Source organism: Nonomuraea endophytica, from assembly GCF_014203235.1.
Classification (GTDB): Bacteria; Actinomycetota; Actinomycetes; order Streptosporangiales; family Streptosporangiaceae; genus Nonomuraea; species Nonomuraea endophytica.
On record NZ_JACHIN010000002.1, the window covers coordinates 391,537 to 406,496 of the forward strand.

13 protein-coding genes are annotated in these 14,960 nt (G+C 69.8%); 7 read left to right on the forward strand and 6 right to left on the reverse strand.

Annotated elements, in window-relative coordinates; all coding sequences use genetic code 11:
• Window positions 1–140 precede the first annotated feature (140 nt).
• Window positions 141–689 carry a DUF1707 SHOCT-like domain-containing protein gene (locus HNR40_RS09950; RefSeq protein ID WP_221340198.1) on the forward strand — a complete coding sequence of 183 codons (549 nt, stop codon included), beginning with the start codon at window positions 141–143 and terminating at the stop codon, window positions 687–689.
• On the opposite strand, the gene HNR40_RS09955 is transcribed toward HNR40_RS09950, so the two are convergent.
• The 4 genes from HNR40_RS09955 to HNR40_RS09970 form a co-directional block, all read right to left on the reverse strand.
• Window positions 659–1,762 (reverse strand): aromatic ring-hydroxylating oxygenase subunit alpha, encoded by a 1,104-nt coding sequence (locus tag HNR40_RS09955; RefSeq protein WP_184960007.1) that lies wholly within the window; start codon window positions 1,760–1,762, stop codon window positions 659–661. The two genes, HNR40_RS09950 and HNR40_RS09955, sit on opposite strands and share 31 nt — an antisense overlap.
• 74 nt (window positions 1,763–1,836) lie before the next feature.
• Complete coding sequence (locus tag HNR40_RS09960; protein WP_184960008.1) at window positions 1,837–2,259, reverse strand: hypothetical protein; 423 nt, start codon at window positions 2,257–2,259, stop codon at window positions 1,837–1,839.
• On the reverse strand, window positions 2,244–2,792 hold the full coding sequence (locus HNR40_RS09965; RefSeq protein ID WP_246508793.1) for a hypothetical protein: 549 nt from the start codon (window positions 2,790–2,792) through the stop codon (window positions 2,244–2,246). Before HNR40_RS09965 ends, HNR40_RS09960 begins: the two co-directional genes overlap by 16 nt.
• A gap of 56 nt (window positions 2,793–2,848) precedes the next feature.
• On the reverse strand, window positions 2,849–4,201 hold the full coding sequence (locus HNR40_RS09970) for an APC family permease (RefSeq protein WP_184960009.1): 1,353 nt from the start codon (window positions 4,199–4,201) through the stop codon (window positions 2,849–2,851).
• A 109-nt stretch (window positions 4,202–4,310) separates the two neighbouring features.
• On the opposite strand from HNR40_RS09970, the gene HNR40_RS09975 reads away from it, so the two are divergent.
• The 3 genes from HNR40_RS09975 to HNR40_RS09985 all read left to right on the forward strand — a co-directional run bounded on the left by HNR40_RS09975 (window position 4,311) and on the right by HNR40_RS09985 (window position 7,871).
• The gene (locus HNR40_RS09975) at window positions 4,311–4,691 is read left to right on the forward strand and encodes a DUF8711 family protein (protein WP_184960010.1); all 381 of its coding nucleotides are present in this window, start codon (window positions 4,311–4,313) and stop codon (window positions 4,689–4,691) included.
• Window positions 4,692–5,258: 567 nt separating this feature from the next.
• On the forward strand, window positions 5,259–6,707 hold the full coding sequence (locus HNR40_RS09980) for a DUF2079 domain-containing protein (RefSeq protein ID WP_312896263.1): 1,449 nt from the start codon (window positions 5,259–5,261) through the stop codon (window positions 6,705–6,707).
• A 375-nt stretch (window positions 6,708–7,082) separates the two neighbouring features.
• Window positions 7,083–7,871, forward strand: coding sequence for an NAD-dependent epimerase/dehydratase family protein (locus HNR40_RS09985; protein ID WP_184960011.1), 789 nt, complete (start codon window positions 7,083–7,085; stop codon window positions 7,869–7,871).
• A gap of 9 nt (window positions 7,872–7,880) precedes the next feature.
• On the opposite strand, the gene HNR40_RS09990 is transcribed toward HNR40_RS09985, so the two are convergent.
• Window positions 7,881–9,077 carry a glycosyltransferase family 4 protein gene (locus HNR40_RS09990; protein ID WP_184960012.1) on the reverse strand — a complete coding sequence of 399 codons (1,197 nt, stop codon included), beginning with the start codon at window positions 9,075–9,077 and terminating at the stop codon, window positions 7,881–7,883.
• 24 nt (window positions 9,078–9,101) lie between these two features.
• On the opposite strand from HNR40_RS09990, the gene HNR40_RS09995 reads away from it, so the two are divergent.
• The 3 genes from HNR40_RS09995 to HNR40_RS10005 all read left to right on the forward strand — a co-directional run bounded on the left by HNR40_RS09995 (window position 9,102) and on the right by HNR40_RS10005 (window position 14,404).
• Window positions 9,102–9,920 (forward strand): PIG-L deacetylase family protein, encoded by an 819-nt coding sequence (locus HNR40_RS09995; protein WP_312896264.1) that lies wholly within the window; start codon window positions 9,102–9,104, stop codon window positions 9,918–9,920.
• Window positions 9,920–10,972 (forward strand): lysylphosphatidylglycerol synthase transmembrane domain-containing protein, encoded by a 1,053-nt coding sequence (locus tag HNR40_RS10000; RefSeq protein WP_184960013.1) that lies wholly within the window; start codon window positions 9,920–9,922, stop codon window positions 10,970–10,972. The genes HNR40_RS09995 and HNR40_RS10000 overlap by 1 nt, the downstream gene beginning before the upstream one ends.
• Window positions 10,973–11,035: 63 nt before the next feature.
• On the forward strand, window positions 11,036–14,404 hold the full coding sequence (locus HNR40_RS10005; RefSeq protein ID WP_184960014.1) for an ATP-binding protein: 3,369 nt from the start codon (window positions 11,036–11,038) through the stop codon (window positions 14,402–14,404).
• Here the strand turns inward: HNR40_RS10005 and HNR40_RS10010 are convergent.
• A complete protein-coding gene (locus tag HNR40_RS10010) occupies window positions 14,373–14,876 on the reverse strand; it encodes a hypothetical protein (RefSeq protein WP_184960015.1) in 504 nt (167 codons plus the stop codon). The genes HNR40_RS10005 and HNR40_RS10010 overlap by 32 nt on opposite strands.
• Between the last annotated feature and the right edge of the window lie 84 nt (window positions 14,877–14,960).

The window sequence follows — 14,960 nt, forward strand, 5'->3', positions numbered from 1 at the left end:
CTGATGGGTATCTCTCCGGTGTGAAGAGAATTCAGATCGTGCGGCGCCCCCACCTCCCGCGCCGGCCGCTTCCCCTCGATCTGCGCACGCCCTCGGGAAGGAAGCTCCCGTTCTGAGGACTGCGAACCTATGCTCGAGCCATGTCGGAATTGCACGTGCGCGTCGCCGACGAGGATCGGGATCGCACCGCCCAGCAGTTGCAGCACGCCTTCGCCGAGGGCCGCCTCACCCCCGCCGAACTGGACGAGCGGCTGAGCCTCGTCTTCTCCGGCCGGACCTACGGCGACCTGCTCGCGGTCGTCTCGGATCTGCCCGCGGCCTCCACCGCCGAGGAGACCGTCCACCTGGAGACGAAGAACGGCCACGTGAAGCGCTCCGGTGACTGGGACGTGCCCCGCCACCTGCGCGTCACGTCCAAGTACGGCAGCGTCGACCTCGACTTCTCCGAGGCGGTCCTGTCGCATCCCGTGGTGGACATCGTGTTCGATCTCACGTACGGCTCCGCCAGCGTCGTCCTGCCGCCCGGCGCCTCGGCCAACGTGGACGACTTCGCCAACCAGTGGGGCTCGACCTCCTCCGACGTCCCCAGCCGGCCGCGTCCGGGCGTACCGCACATCAGGGTCAGCGGCGAGAGCAAGTACGGCGCGCTGCGCGTGCGCTATCCGCGCAAGCGGTGGTTCACCCACTGATGGAAGGCGGAGATGTGGTGCTCGCTGGGCACCAGCACGCCGCCCGCGCGGTAGGCGCGTGAGGACATGCCGGGCTGGGTCCGTTCGCAGGCGTCGAAGTCCTGCTCGTTGACCCGGTGGAAGAGCTCGACGGAGTGCGTGAGGTCTGCGCCCGCGGCCACCACGTCGGGGTGGTAGAGCCAGTCGCACTCCACGACCGTGCGGTCGGCGGCCAGCGGGAACATCCTGTGCATGATCACGTGGTCCGGCACGAGGTTGATGAAGACCTGCGGCTTGACGGTGATCGCGTAGTAGCGCCGGTCCTGCTCGTCGGAGACGCCGGGCAGCTTGCCGAAGCCTGCCCTGCCGTCGACGGTGAACCCCTCGACCCGCTCGGCGAACTCCGCGCCGTGGCCGACGTAGTACTGCGCCGCGTAGCCCCCGGCGAACTCGGGCAGCACCGCGGTCAGCTCCGGGTGGATGGTGGCGCAGTGGTAGCACTCCATGAAGTTCTCGACGATGAGCTTCCAGTTCGCCTGTACGTCGTAGACGATGCGGCGGCCGAGTGCCAGCTTGTCGACGTGGTAATGCTCGATCGCGGCGGGGTCGCCGAGCCGTTCGGTGGCGGCGCCGGTGACGGTCTCCTCGAAGGAGGGCGGCTCGCCGGCCAGGCAGAGCCAGGCGTAGCCGAGCCATTCGCGCAGGTGGACGGGGATCAGGCCGTACTCGACGCGGTCGATGTCCGGCATCTTCACCAGGTTGGGCGCGGCGACGAGCTTGCCGTCGAGGTCGTACGACCAGGCGTGGTAGACGCAGCGGATGGTCCGCTTGACCTCGCCTTCCGGCTCGGCGCACAGTTGCGCGCCCCGGTGCCGGCAGACATTGAGGAAGGCGCGTAAGACGCCGTCGCGGCCGCGCACGACGATCACACTCTCCCGGCCGATCCTGACGGTCTTGAAGGCGCCGGGCCGCGGGAGTTCGTCGGTCCTGACCGCGCAGAACCAGAGGTCTTCGAAGATCTTCTCCTGTTCCTCGCGGAAGATCTCGGGGTCGGTGTAGGAGCGACCGGGAAGGGTGGAGACCAGACTCGACATGTTTCCCCGCTTGTTGCGTATTACGCGACGAGTTGCTCTATATGCGACATCGTCGGGTCGGGTTCGCGAGCCTGTCAATAGGTGATCCGCCGGCGCAGGCGGGAGAACAACGGGTAGAGCAGGACGAGGCCGATCAGGACCAGCGCGAAGGTCAGGATCCACTCGTTCGAGCCGCCCTCGGTGTACACCTGCGCGGGGCGGCCCACGTCGACGGCTTTGAGCGCCTGGCCCTGGGCCATGGTGTCGCGGGCGCTGCCGTACAGGGAGACCTCGCGCGCGCCAGAGGCGGTGGCGAAGCGCCCGTACCACGCGCAGGCCTCATGGCCGCCCGGATGCGTCACGCACGACAGGCGGCCCGCCGTGAACGTGCCCCAGGTTCCCTCGGCCCGCGCGGCGCGCACGACGGGCCCGAGGTTGGGGACGGCGAGCGCCAGCAGCAACGCGGCGGTCACCGTCGCCACGACGACGGTGAAACGGCTGTTCACGCCCGCGCGCACGAGCAGGACATGCGCGCCCGCTCCTCCTTGTTCGGCCGGGCGTGCAGGATCATCGCGACCACCATCGGGATGAAGACCACCGTGTTGTAGAACAGGTGCAGCTCGACTCGGGGGAAGATCAGCTGCGCGACGCTCGTCTGCACCGGCCGGCCCGCCAGGAACCAGCCCGACTGCACCTGGATGAGCAACAGCAGGTGCTCGACGTGGTGCCAGATCTGGATGCCCAGGGCGATGTTCCACCACAGCCGGGCGCGCCCCACGAATCCCTTGCGCAGCACCCAGAGCGCCACGAGCATGACCAGCGCGTAGCCGTAGTGCAGCGCCTCCGAGGTGACCAGCCAGGGGAAGAACTGCCCCAGCACTCCCCTGGCCTCCGGCACGGGCCAGCCCAGCACCCAGATCTGGACCGCCTGCACGATGTGCTCGGCCCAGTGCGCGAGCACGACGAACAGGAACACGTTCAGCGCGGTCCGGTGACGGGGACCGTTGAGCGTCCCGGTCAGGCCCGTCGACATCGGTATGGCGGTCATCATCCCTCCAACGCGTGGACAGCCGCACCTGTTGTACGGCCCGGCCACGCGTCAGGGATTCAGTCCTCCGGCGTGATCTTGGTGGGATCCACCTGGGTGACCCGGCCCACGAAGATCCAGTTGATGAACCACAGGACCACGCCCAGCCCGATGAGGGCCGCCGCCCGCAGGTAGATGTCCGCGCCCCTGCCGGTCAGCGGCAGCGCCAGGAACAGGCACACCACAGCGCCGAGCACCGGCGCCCAGGTCGGCGCCCGGTAGTGGTCGTGGCCGACGTCGTCCCTGCGCAGGATCAGCACGCAGACGTTGACCAGCGCGAACACCAGCAGCAACAACAGCACGGTGGTGTCGGCCAGCGGCGCCACGTCGCCCGTCGAGACCAGGATCGCCGCGATCGCGATCGTGAACACGATGGCGATCCACGGAGTGGACCTGGTCGGGTGAACCGTGCCGAAGAACGGGGGGATGATGCGCTGGCGGGCCATGCCGTACACGAGCCTGGAGGCCATCAGCATGTTGATCAGCGCGGTGTTGCCGACGGCGAGCAGCGCGATCAGCGCGAAGAGCTTCGGCGGGAAGGCCAGCCCCGCGACCTTCACCACCTCCAGCAGCGGGCCCGAGGACTCCATCAGCGTCTTGGTGTCGACGAGCATGGTCGCCGTGAACGCCACCGCCATGTAGATCACCGCGGCCACGATCAGGCCGCCGAACAGGGCGCGCGGGAAGTCCTTCTGCGGGTTCTTGGCCTCCTCGGCCAGGTTGACCGAGTCCTCGAAGCCGAGCAGGGCGTAGAAGGCCAGCGCGGTGCCGCCGAGGACGCCGAGGAAGGCGCCGTTGGCCGGGTGGAACTCGATCGCCCTGGCCGGCTCGCCGTCCCCGGAGAAGAGCGCGAAGATGCCGATGGCCACGATCACCAGCAGGCCGAACGCCTCGATGATGGTCAGGGCCACGTTCACCTTGACGGACTCCGAAATTCCGGCGAAGTTCACCAGAGCCACCAGGGCCAGGAAGATGAACGCGCCGACGAGCACCGGCAGCGTCACGAACTCGGCCAGATAGCGACCGCCGAAAGCCCTGGCCGCCGCGCTCGCCGAGGTGATGCCGCTCATCATCACGGTGAACGCCACGATGAAGGTGACGAACGGGATGCCGAACGCCTTGTTGACATACAGCGCCGCTCCGGCCGCCTGAGGGTATTTACCGACCAGTTCGGCATAGGCCGTGGCGGTCAGCGCGGCGAGCACGAACGCCACCAGGAACGGCAGCCACAGCGCCCCTCCAACATGCCCGGCGACCTTCCCGACCAGCGCATATATGCCCGCGCCGAGAATGTCACCGACGACGAACAGGAGCAGGACCCGGCGGCCGATGACCCGCTTCAGTGAGTGTTGTTCTACCTGACCAGTGCTCATGACCTTGGACTACCCAGGACTGTCACCACTGATGTTGGCAATGTGCAAGCGAGATTCAAGGAATGGTCCATAATGTCCCTTCGTCTCTACACCTACGAAGGGCACAACCATGACTTCCTCCCGCCGTCGCATCGCCATCACGATCGCGACGCTGACTCTTGCCGGACTCGCGACCGCCTGTGGCGCGGTCGACAAGGCCGTGGACTGCAACACGGCCGCTCAGGAGGTCACCAAGATCTCCAATGAGTTCACCCAGTCCATGGCCACCGCCGCCACCGACCCCGACGCCTTCAACAAGGCGAGCGAGGAGGCCGCGGGCAAGGTCAAGACCTTGGCCGGCAAGTACGACGGCGAGCTCGCCGCTGCGCTCAACGATCTGGCCAGCGGGTTCGAGGGCATGAAGATGGACAAGAACAACCCTGCCTCCGCGATGGACGGCGTCAACAAGCTGCAGGGCTTCACCACCAAGATCCAGAGCGCCTGCAGCTGATCCCCTGAGCCCACGGCCGCCGCACCGCCTGTGGGGGGCAGCGCGGCGCGGCGGCCGTGTCGGAGGCCTCAGCTCTTCAGCTCATAGCCATCGAACGACTACTTTGCGGCTCTCGCTAATCACACTTTCTAACCTCGAAGGCGTACCCCTCATCCTCGTAATATGAATTGGGGTAGCCGCTTCCAATCAAAGAGATTGTGCGACTGGCGGCAGCCGCTTCCGCCGCTCGTTTCCGAGTGGCATTGCCCGCCGGATAGGTATAGACGCTGTCAAGCCAGCATGCCAGGACAGCAGGCGGCTTGGATACGACGTTTTCGCTGGTAGCGCCCGCCTGACCCACCGAAGCGAAACCGAATGCAACCGTTGCGGCGGCAAGCACGAATACGGCTCTCAACTTCACAGCAACCTCCTCGAAAATCGACGTCCTACGCATTTCATTACAACCCGCTCCCGGGGGATGATCAAGAGCGCGGCAAAGGTGTGTTACCTTTTCGTTATTCGCGTGCTTCGGTAATTGAGAAATCACGCTCTGCGGCGGATGGCGACAGCCCTGTACTCTTGCTGCCCGTGACGGCGGAGATCATGACGGCGGAAACCGTGACGACACGCGGCCGCCGGCTTCCGCGGCACCGGTACCGGGTCGGGCTGATCGTCCTGGTGGCCGCGGCGGCGTACTCCGTGATCGGGCTGGTGAAGCTGGCCACGTTCAGGGCGAGTACCTACGATCTGGTCATCGTCGACCAGGCGGTGCGTAACTACTCGCGCTTCCGGCCGCCGTACATCCCCGTCGTGGGCGGGTGGCACGACCGGGGGATGGACTACCTCCAGATCGTCGACCACTTCTCGCCGATCTACGCGCTGCTGGCGCCGTTCTACTGGATCCACGACGGGCCCGGCTCGCTGATCGTCGCGCAGGCGCTGTTGTTCGCGGCGGCGATTCCGTTCCTGTGGTTGTTCACGCGGCGGGTGCTCGGGATCGGGCCCGCTTACCTGGTCTCCGTCGCCTATGCGCTGTCGTGGCCGGTGGCGCAGGCGATCGCGTTCGACGCGCACGAGGTCATGTTCGTGCCGCTGCTGACCGCCATCATGATCGAGCGCTACCAGGCGGGACGGTTTCTGCCCGCCTTCCTGGCGATGTTCGGGCTCCTCCTGGTCAAGGAGGACATGGGGCTGATGGTGATCGGGTTCGGCCTCTACCTGTTCGTCGTCGGCGACCGCTTCCGCGGCCTCTGCTGCGCGGTGATCGGCGCGGCCGGGGTCATGCTCACCCGGGGCGCGATCATCCCCATGCTCGGCGGCGACACCTCCGACTTCTGGGCCTACAACCACCTCGGGCCCGACCTGCCCGGCGCGCTGCTCGGCATCCTGCGCGACCCGCTCGGAACACTGCTGCTGCCCTTCAGCGCCGAGGCCAAGGTCGACACGTTGTTCCTGCTGGTGTGGCCGACGCTGCTGCTGTGCCTGCTGTCGCCGCTGTCGCTGATCGCGCTGCCGCACGTGCTGGAACGGATGCTCTCGGACCGGGAGCTGTGGTGGCAGGCCGACTTCCAGTACAGCGCGTTCACGGTGATCATCCTGTTCTGCGCGGGGGTGGATGGTCTCGCCCGGTTGCAGCGGTGGCTGGGGCGCAAGGACCTCGCTGTGGTGTGGTCGGCGGCGGTGCTGGTGGTCGCGATCACCCTTGTGCCGCGCTTCGCCCTCGACCAGCTCTACCACTCGGACTTCTACAAGGGCGACCAGGCCAAGATCGTGGCTGCTCGGGAGGCGGTGGCGAAGATCCCGGACGGGGTGGTGGTCGAGGCCGCCAACAGCTTCGGGCCATCGTTGACGGGGCGTACGACGGTGCTGCTGTGGACGGCCAAGTCGCACAACGCGCCTTGGGTGATCGCGGACACGTCGCGCTGGGAGTTCCCCTTCGGCTCAGCCGACGACCAACGCGCCCAGGTCGCCGTCCTCCTCTCCCAGGGCTACACCACCATCTTCGACCGCGACGGCGTGATCGTCCTTCGCCGCTGAGCTTTTTGCTCTCTTTGTGCGCGGCGCTTCACGATGTGCGGGTCTTTTTGGCGTTACGGCAAGCCGCCCCCACGCCACCCGCCGACGCTGGCGGGCGCCGATCGTGGGGGTCGCTTCTCACGTCGGACGTGGTCCCCGCCGTCACGGCCCCCGTGTGGGAGTCGTCGTGGCCCCCCGTGTGGGGAGGTCGCGGCTCCCTGTGAGAGTCGTCGCGGTGCCCATGTGGAAGCCGTCGCGCGCACGTGGGGGAAGGCGTCGCGGCGCCCATGCGGAAGGCGTCGCGCGCACGTGTGGGAAGGCGTCGCGGCGCCCGTGTGAAAGGCCTCGCCGTGCCCGTTCGGGAATCTGTCGGTGGCGTTCGGCAGACTCCTTCCCATGAGGCTGGGGAAGATCGTGTTGACCGGTGCCGCCGGGCGGGTGGGGGCGGCGGTCCGGGATGGTCTGCGGGCGCGGGCAGAGCGGCTGGTGCTGGTTGACCGGGTGCCTATCGAGGCGCGGGCGGGCAATGAGGAGGTCGTCACCGCCGAGCTCGACGGTCTCGGCGCGGTCCTGGAGGTGGTCCGGGGCGCCGACGTGGTCGTGCATCTGTCCGGGATTCCCGATGAGGCGCCTCTGCCCGACCTGCTGCAAGCCAATGTGCTGGGCACCCATCACGTCTTCGAGGCCGCCCGGCTGACCGGGGTGCCGCGGGTCGTGCTGGCCGGCAGCAACCGGCTGACCGGCTACTATCCCGCCACGCGGACGCTCGGCCCCGATCTCGCGCCCCGGCCCGACGGCCTCTACGGCGTCTCCAAGGCCGCTGTCGAAGCCCTGGGCCATCTCTATGCCGACAAGTTCGGGCTCCAGATCGTCAGCCTGCGGATCGGGAGCCTCGAACCCGAGCCCGAGGACGCCCGGCACCTGGCCACCTGGCTCAGTCCCCGCGACTGCGCCGGCTTCTTCGCAGCGGCCCTCACCGCCCCGGTCGACGGGTTCGTGGCCGGCTACGCGGTCTCGGCCAACGCCCGGCGCTTCTGGGAGCTGCCCGACCTCGGCTACACCCCGCTGGACAACGCCGAGGCCTTCGCCGCCCGCTTCCCCGGCGCCGGCGCCTTCTTCGTGGACGGCATGCCCCAGGGCGGCTCGTTCGCCGAGGCCGCCTACACCCTCCCCCACCTGCGGTAACCCACAACGTCAGCCGATGGCCTGCTTATAGGCCTGGTCGAAGCCCTCCAGGACCGACTTCCAGGAGCCGGCCGTCGGTTCTGTCGTGCGGTTGTGGGCCGCGATCGTCTCGCGGAGCGTCGTGTCGGTGGTCAGGCGGGCGATGCAGCGGGCCAGGTCCGGTTCGTTGCGGGCCAGCAGGCCCTCCTCGCCGTGCCGGACGAAGTCGGCGACTCCGCTGCGTTCGCGGGCGATCACCGGCAGCCCCGCCGCCCTCGCCTCCAGGGCGGCGATGCCGAACGACTCCAGGGGCGCGGGCGCCACGAACATGTCGGCCGAGGCCAGCAGCCGGGCGATCTCCTCGCGGCTCTGGCGGCCGGGGAGCGTCACCCAGCCCGTCATGTCGTGCTGGGTCAGGTACCGGTCCATCGAGCTTCTCGCCGGGCCGTCGCCGACGATCGTCGCGCGCATCGGGATGCCGGACGGGATCCTGGCGCGGGCGGTGTTCAGGGCCTTCAGGAGGCGGACCGGGTGTTTGCGCGGGGCCAGCCTGCCGACCGCCACGATGTGGACGCCGCCCTTGCCCGCCTCTTCAGAAAGCTCGACAGAAGGCTCGCCGAAATGCTCGTCGGAACGGTCTTCAGAAGGCTCGTCGGAAGGCAGGGCTGACGGCAGCGCTGACAGCGGGACTGACGGCAGGGCTGATGGGCGCCAGCCGGTCAGGTCCAGGCCGTTGGAGACCACGTGGACCGGCACCCCCCGGCCCGCGACCCGGCGGATCGGTACGGCGGCCGCGCTGCTCACGGTGGTGGCGACCACGCCCCAGCGGTGCCATTCGTAGACGAGGCGGAGCAGGCGGTAGACGGCGCGGGTGCCCGGGTCCCACATGCTGTGGACGGTCACCACGACGGGCAGTCCGGCCCGTACGGCGGCGCGTACCCCCATCCAGGCGAACGGCGAGACCGCTCCCGTGTGCACGTGCACGACGTCGGGACGGGAGGAGGTGACCAGGCGGGTGACATGTCCCACACCGCGGGGGTGTACGGGCAGGTCGAAGGGCATTCTGGCGACGATCCTGTGCACGCCGTCGAGGGGCTCGCCGCGGGTGGCCGTGGCCACCTCGACCTCGTGGCCCGCCTCCCGCTGCTGGCGTACGAGGTCGGCAACCTGGACCTCGATCCCTCCGAGCCGCGGCAGGTAACAGTCACTCACGTGAAAGATCCGCACCTCTCCCAGACTAATCTGGGCCCTGTGCCAACAAAGCCACGCACAGCTGTGTTCTTCCACGCCCACCCCGATGACGAGGCCCTGCTGACGGCGGGCACCATGGCGATGCTCGCGGCCGAGGGGCACCGGGTGGTGCTGGTGGTGGCCACGGCGGGCGAGCGCGGTCTGGCGGAGATGGATCCGGGGGATGAGCTGGGCGAGACGCGGCTCAAGGAGCTCTACACGTCGGCCGCGCTGCTGGGCTGCGCCCGGGTGGAGTGCCTGGGGTATGGCGACTCGGGGCTGAGCCCGAAGGGCGGCGTCGCGGAGGAGCGGCCGGACAACGCCTTCATCGACGCCGACTCCGACAAGGCGGCCAGGGAACTGGCCGAGATCCTCAAGGACGAGTCGGCCGACCTGCTGGCGATCTACGATCCGGCCGGCGGGTACGGGCATCCTGACCACGTGCAGGTGCACCGGGTGGGCAGGCGCGCGGCGGAGCTGGCCGGGACGGAGATCGTCCTGGAGGCGACGGTGAACCGCGATCCGTTGCTCAAGGCGCTCAAGCTGGCGGGGAAGGTATACCGGTTTCCGCCGGAGTTCGATCCCCGGACGTTCGAGAGCGCCTACACTGCGGGCGATCAGATCACCCATCGGGTCAACGTCAGGAAGTACACGAAGCAGAAGCGGGCGTCGATGGAGGCGCACGTCTCCCAGGCCAGCGGCGGCGACAGCGACCGTACGCTGGCCGTGATGCTGAAGATCCCCGGCCCCCTCTACCGCCTGGTGTTCGGCACCGAGTGGTTCGTCCGCAGGGACGTCCCTCCGGGCACCCGGCTCACCCACCCCTTCGAGCAGGTGTGATGAAGAACAAGTGGCTGCAGGTCACTCTGTCCGTGTTGTCCCTTGCTCTGGCGGTCCTGCTGGTGGTCTACCTGCCGCAGATCGTGCAGGCGCTGACCGGCAAGCCGGTCTCGTGGCGGGAGATCGGCGCGGAGTTCGGCCAGCTCGGCGTGGGCACGATCGCGCTGATGGCCGGGCTGTGGCTGCTGAGCCTGCTGGCTTACACGTTCGTGCTGACCAATTCACAGCCCGGCCTCAGCAACCTGCAGGGCCTCACGCTCAACGCCGCGGGCAGCGCGGTCAGCAACCTGCTGCCGTTCGGCGGGGCGGCGGGCGTGGCGCTGACGTTCGCCATGTGCAAGGGCTGGGGGTTCGGCTACCGGTCGATCGTGGTGATGACGCTGGTCAGCGGCGTGTGGAACACGCTGTTCCGGTTCATTCTGCCCGCGGTCGGGATCATCGCGCTGCTCATGGCGGGTGAGGTGGTCAACACGACCGTGGAGCGGGCGGGCTGGGCGGGCGCGATCTCGATCCTGGTGCTCGTGGTCGTCGTGGCGGCTGCGCTGTACTGGGACCGGGCGGCGGTGCTCCTGGGCAAGGCGCTCGACGTGCTGGGCAGGCCGTTCAAGAAGGAGATCGCGCCGTCGTTCCACAAGCTGCGCGCCGACACCGCGGGGATCGTCAAGACGCGCTGGCCGGGGCTGTCACTGGCGATGATCGCGTTCCTGGCGCTCCAGTGGGGGATCATGGTGGTCTGCATGCAGGCCACGGGCGCGTACCCGGGGCTGGCGCAGTCGATCGCGGTCTTCGCGCTGTCGCGGGTGCTCACCGCGGCGCTGATCACGCCGAGCGGCGCCGGGATCATGGAGGGCGGGGTGGTGCTCCTGCTCGTGTCGTTCGGCATCGACACGGCTCCGGCGACCGCGACCGCACTGTTGTTCGGCTTCTGGACTTACACTGTCGAGATCCCGTTCGGCGGCCTGGCTCTGGGCGCGTGGGCGCTCCTGCGCAGGCGCAACAGCCGCAACGGCGTCGCCAACCCCCCGTCCGAGAGCATGAAGGCCCCGCAGTGACCCTTCCAAACCCCTCAAAGACCTTGTGCGTGATTCGGAAGCGCGCATAGCGTGGCGGCTGACATGGTGGCGTTTCGAGTTCTGGGGCCAGTCGAGGCGTACGAAAACGACGAACTCGACCTCGGCGGGTTGCGGCAGCGAGCCGTCCTCGCCCGCTTGCTCGTGGCCAGGGGTCAGGTCGTGCCGGTCGACACCCTGCTCTACGACCTGTGGGCCGACGACACCGCCAAGGGCGCCCAGTCGGGTCTGCAGGTCTACATCTCCCGTCTGCGCCGCGTGCTGGAGCCCGGCCGTCCGCGCGGGGGTCCCAACCGGCTGCTGGTGACGGTCGCCTCCGGGTACGCGCTGCGCGTCGCGCCCGACCAGGTCGACGCGCTGCGCTTCGAGCAGCTGGTACGCAGCGCCGGAGAGCGCCTGGAGGGCGATGACCCCCAGTCGGCCAGGACCTTCCTGGAGAAGGCGCTCGGGCTGTGGCGCGGCACGCCGTACTCCGACTTCGCCGACCAGACGTGGGCGGAGGCCGAGGTGAACCGGCTGACCGAGCTGCGGCTGGTGGCGCGCGAGCGCCACGCCGACACCGGGCTGCGCCTCGGGCTCAACGCCGAGACCGTGCCCGACCTGGAGGCGATGACCACCGAGCATCCGCTGCGCGAGGAGGGGTGGCGGCTGCTGTCGCTGGGCCTTTACCGCAGCGGCCGGCAGGGCGACGCGCTGGCCGCGCTGCGCAGGGCGCGCGGCATCCTGGCCGACGAGCTCGGCATCGACCCCGGTCCCGCGCTGCGCAAGCTGGAGTCCGACATCCTCGCCCAGGCGCCCGGCCTGGAGCTGGTCCCGCTGGCCCGCCCGGCCCGCCCGGCGCAGCCGGTCAACGACACCTGGCCGCCGCGTCCCGCCGCGCCGGTGGAGCCGCCGCCGCTGGAGCCGGAGCCGTTCGTCGGCCGCGACGCCGAGCTGACCAGGCTGACGCAGGCCGCCGCCCGCACGGGCCGTTTCCAGGTGGCGATCGTCACCGGTGTGGCCGGGGCGGGCAAGACCACGCTGCTGAGCCAGTTGGAGAGCAAGCTCGCCACCGACGGCTGGATCACCTCCTCCGGCGCCTGCCCCGACTCCACCGCCACCCCGCCCGGCTGGGCCTGGGTGGAGATCCTGCGCACGCTGGTCGGCGTGACCGGCGCCGGCGAGTACGCCCAGTTGCTCGCGCCCCTGCTCGACGACGCCGACCCCGATCCCGACGACGACGAGCTGTCCGGCGGCTTCCGCCTGCACCGCGCGGTCGGCGGCTACCTGGCCGGAGTGGCCCGCCGCTCCCCCGTGCTGCTCACCCTGGAAGACCTCCACTGGGCCGACGACCAGACGCTGGCGCTGCTGCGCGCGCTGCCGAGCCTGCTGGCCACCAGCAGGGTCATGCTCGTGGTCACGTGCAGGGAGAGCGAGCTGGACGACCGGCAGTCCGACGTGCTGGCCGCGCTGGCCAGGCTCGGCCCGGTCCGGGTGGGGCTGTCCGGGCTCGACCCGAAGGCGGTGGCCGAGCTGGTGCGGGCCACCTGCGTACGCGAGATCGACGAGGACGCGGTCGAGTCGATCGTCGAGCGCACCGGCGGCAACCCGTTCTTCGTGCGCGAGACCGTGCGCCTGCTCGACTCCGAGGCCGCGGCGGCCGGTGAGACGACGACCACCGCGGTGTTGTCGCGGGTGCCGTCCGGCGTCCGTGACGTGCTGCGGCGGCGCGTCTCGCGGCTGCCCGCCGAGGCGCAGCAGATCCTGCTGCAGGCGGCGGTGATCGGCCGTGACGTGGACATCGACGTGCTCATCGGCGTGGCCGGCGCGGAGGAGCAGGTGGTCGAGGCGGTCGAGGCGGCGCTTCTGGCCGGGCTCGTCACCGAGCCGGGTCCGGGCATGCTGCGCTTCGACCACGACCTGGTGCGCGACACGATCTACTCCGACGCCTCGCGGCTGCGCCGTACCCGATTGCACGCGGCCGTCGCGAAGGAGATCGAGGAGCGCAGCCCCGCGGACGTGGCGGCGCTGGCCCACCACTACTTCCTCGCCGACGCCGCGGAGAAGGCGGTGCACTACGCCGGGCTGGCGGCCGAGCAGGCCGAGCGGCGCTTCGCGCACCGCGAGGCGGCGCGGCTGTGGGAGCAGGCGATCGCGGCCTTCGAGCGCACCGGCGGCGACACCAGGGAACGTCTGCAGCTGATGCTGCGCCAGATCAAGGCCCTCGCGGTCTGCGGCGACATGACCGCGGCCAGGCTGCTGCGCCGCCAGGCGATGGACCTGGCGCTGCCGCTGCAGGACCTGGAGATCACCGCGCGGGTGGCGGCGTCGCTGGCGGTGCCGCACAAGGGCATGGCGCGCGACTTCACCCGCACCGCGTGGGAGATCGTCGACGTCACCGAGAAGGCGCTCATCGAGCTGCCCGAGGGTGAGCAGACGCTGCGCGCGAGCCTGCTGACCACGCTGGCGCTGGAGCTGGAGGGCTCTTCCTCGCCCGAGCGGGGCCGTCAGGCGTCGCTGGAGGCGCTGGAGCTGGCCCGGCAGAGCGGCGACCCGGCGCTGATCGCGGCGGCGCTGAGCGGGCGGCTGCGCCAGTCCTACGACATCCCGGCCGTCGACACCCGCGAGAGCATCGGACGCGAGCTGCTGGAGGTGGCGCAGCGCTCCGGCCAGATGTCCACGCAGGCGCTGGCCCACCTGGTGCTGCTGGAGTGCGCGGCGGCGCGCGGCGAGTTCGCGGTGGCAGACCAGCACGCGGCGGCGGCCGAGCGGCTGTCGAAGCAATACGACCTGTCGGCCCCCGCGGCCGTCTGCGCCTGGTACTCAGGCCAGCGGCTGATGATCTCGGGTGACTACGCGGGCGCCGAGCGCGCCTATCGCGACGCGGCCAGGATGACCGCGCGGGTCGGCATGCTCGAAGGCCGCCAGGACCTGCCGCTGATCACCACGTTCTGCCTGCGCCTGGTCGACGGGCGGGCGGCCGAGACGGTCGAGCTGCTGAGCGAGAAGCACCTGGGCGGCGCCAAGTGGACGCTCGACCCCTACGCGCTCGCGCTGGCCTCGGCCGGGCACATCTCCGACGCCAAGGCGGTGGCGGCCACCCGTCCGCCGGTGCGGCCCGACTTCCTGTACGAGCTGGCGATGACCTGGCGGGCCCTGGCCGGGATGCTGCTCGACGACCGCGGGCGGATGGTCGACTGCTACGACAAGCTCAAGCCGTTCGCCGACCGCGTCGCCGGCGCGGGCACGGGCGTCGTGGCGCTCTGGCCCGTGGCGCTGACGCTGGGAGATCTCGCGGTACGGCTGGGCCAGCCCGACGCCGCACTCGACCACTACCGCAAGGCGCTGGAGGTGGCCGAGCGGGTCGGCGTGGCCCGCTGGGTGGAGGCGGCGCGGCGTTCGGTCAGCAACTCACTTGGAAACGGTCGCTCCTGATCGTCTTCTGACCCTGCACGGCGAACTCGACCCGGTACCAGCCGGGGTTGTCGGCGACCCTGGCCTGCCAGGAGACGGTGCGCCGGGCGGCGCCGAACCCGGAGTGGTCGACCAGGTAGACGCTCCACCGCTTGGTGTAGGGGCTCCAGCGCGACAGCTGCCAGCGGTAGAGCACGGTCTGCGCGGGGTCGGGGTTGACCACGACGGTCCTGGCCAGGTAGACGCGGTCGCAGCCGGGCCCGCCGGACTTGGCGGTGACGGAGATGGCGCCGGGCGCGACGGCGGCGGGCTGTGAGGTGATCGGCACCTCGCGGGCCTGCAGCGTGATCGCCTGCTCGGGCCGCGGGGCCGACCTGGCGGCGTCGTAGGCGGTGACGCCCGCGTACGCGCCGGTGGCGGCCAAGGCGGCGACGAACAGCTTGACGGCGTTGGCCGATCCGGCGGTGAGCGCCGCTGTGGTTGCCTTGCTCATGGTCACCACTCCTTCGTTCTCACCCTCAGGTGTACGCGCGGGGGGTTGAGGGTTGCTTGTCGCGCACTTGCAATCGGGGAAGAC

Coding starts and splice junctions, on each gene's coding strand:
- HNR40_RS09950 (WP_221340198.1), top strand. CDS start 141: ATGTCGGAATTGCACGTGCGCGTCGCCGACGAGGATCGGGATCGCACC.
- HNR40_RS09955 (WP_184960007.1), bottom strand. CDS start 1,762: ATGTCGAGTCTGGTCTCCACCCTTCCCGGTCGCTCCTACACCGACCCC.
- HNR40_RS09965 (WP_246508793.1), bottom strand. CDS start 2,792: ATGATGACCGCCATACCGATGTCGACGGGCCTGACCGGGACGCTCAAC.
- HNR40_RS09970 (WP_184960009.1), bottom strand. CDS start 4,201: ATGAGCACTGGTCAGGTAGAACAACACTCACTGAAGCGGGTCATCGGC.
- HNR40_RS09975 (WP_184960010.1), top strand. CDS start 4,311: ATGACTTCCTCCCGCCGTCGCATCGCCATCACGATCGCGACGCTGACT.
- HNR40_RS09985 (WP_184960011.1), top strand. CDS start 7,083: ATGAGGCTGGGGAAGATCGTGTTGACCGGTGCCGCCGGGCGGGTGGGG.
- HNR40_RS10000 (WP_184960013.1), top strand. CDS start 9,920: ATGAAGAACAAGTGGCTGCAGGTCACTCTGTCCGTGTTGTCCCTTGCT.
- HNR40_RS10005 (WP_184960014.1), top strand. CDS start 11,036: ATGGTGGCGTTTCGAGTTCTGGGGCCAGTCGAGGCGTACGAAAACGAC.
- HNR40_RS10010 (WP_184960015.1), bottom strand. CDS start 14,876: ATGAGCAAGGCAACCACAGCGGCGCTCACCGCCGGATCGGCCAACGCC.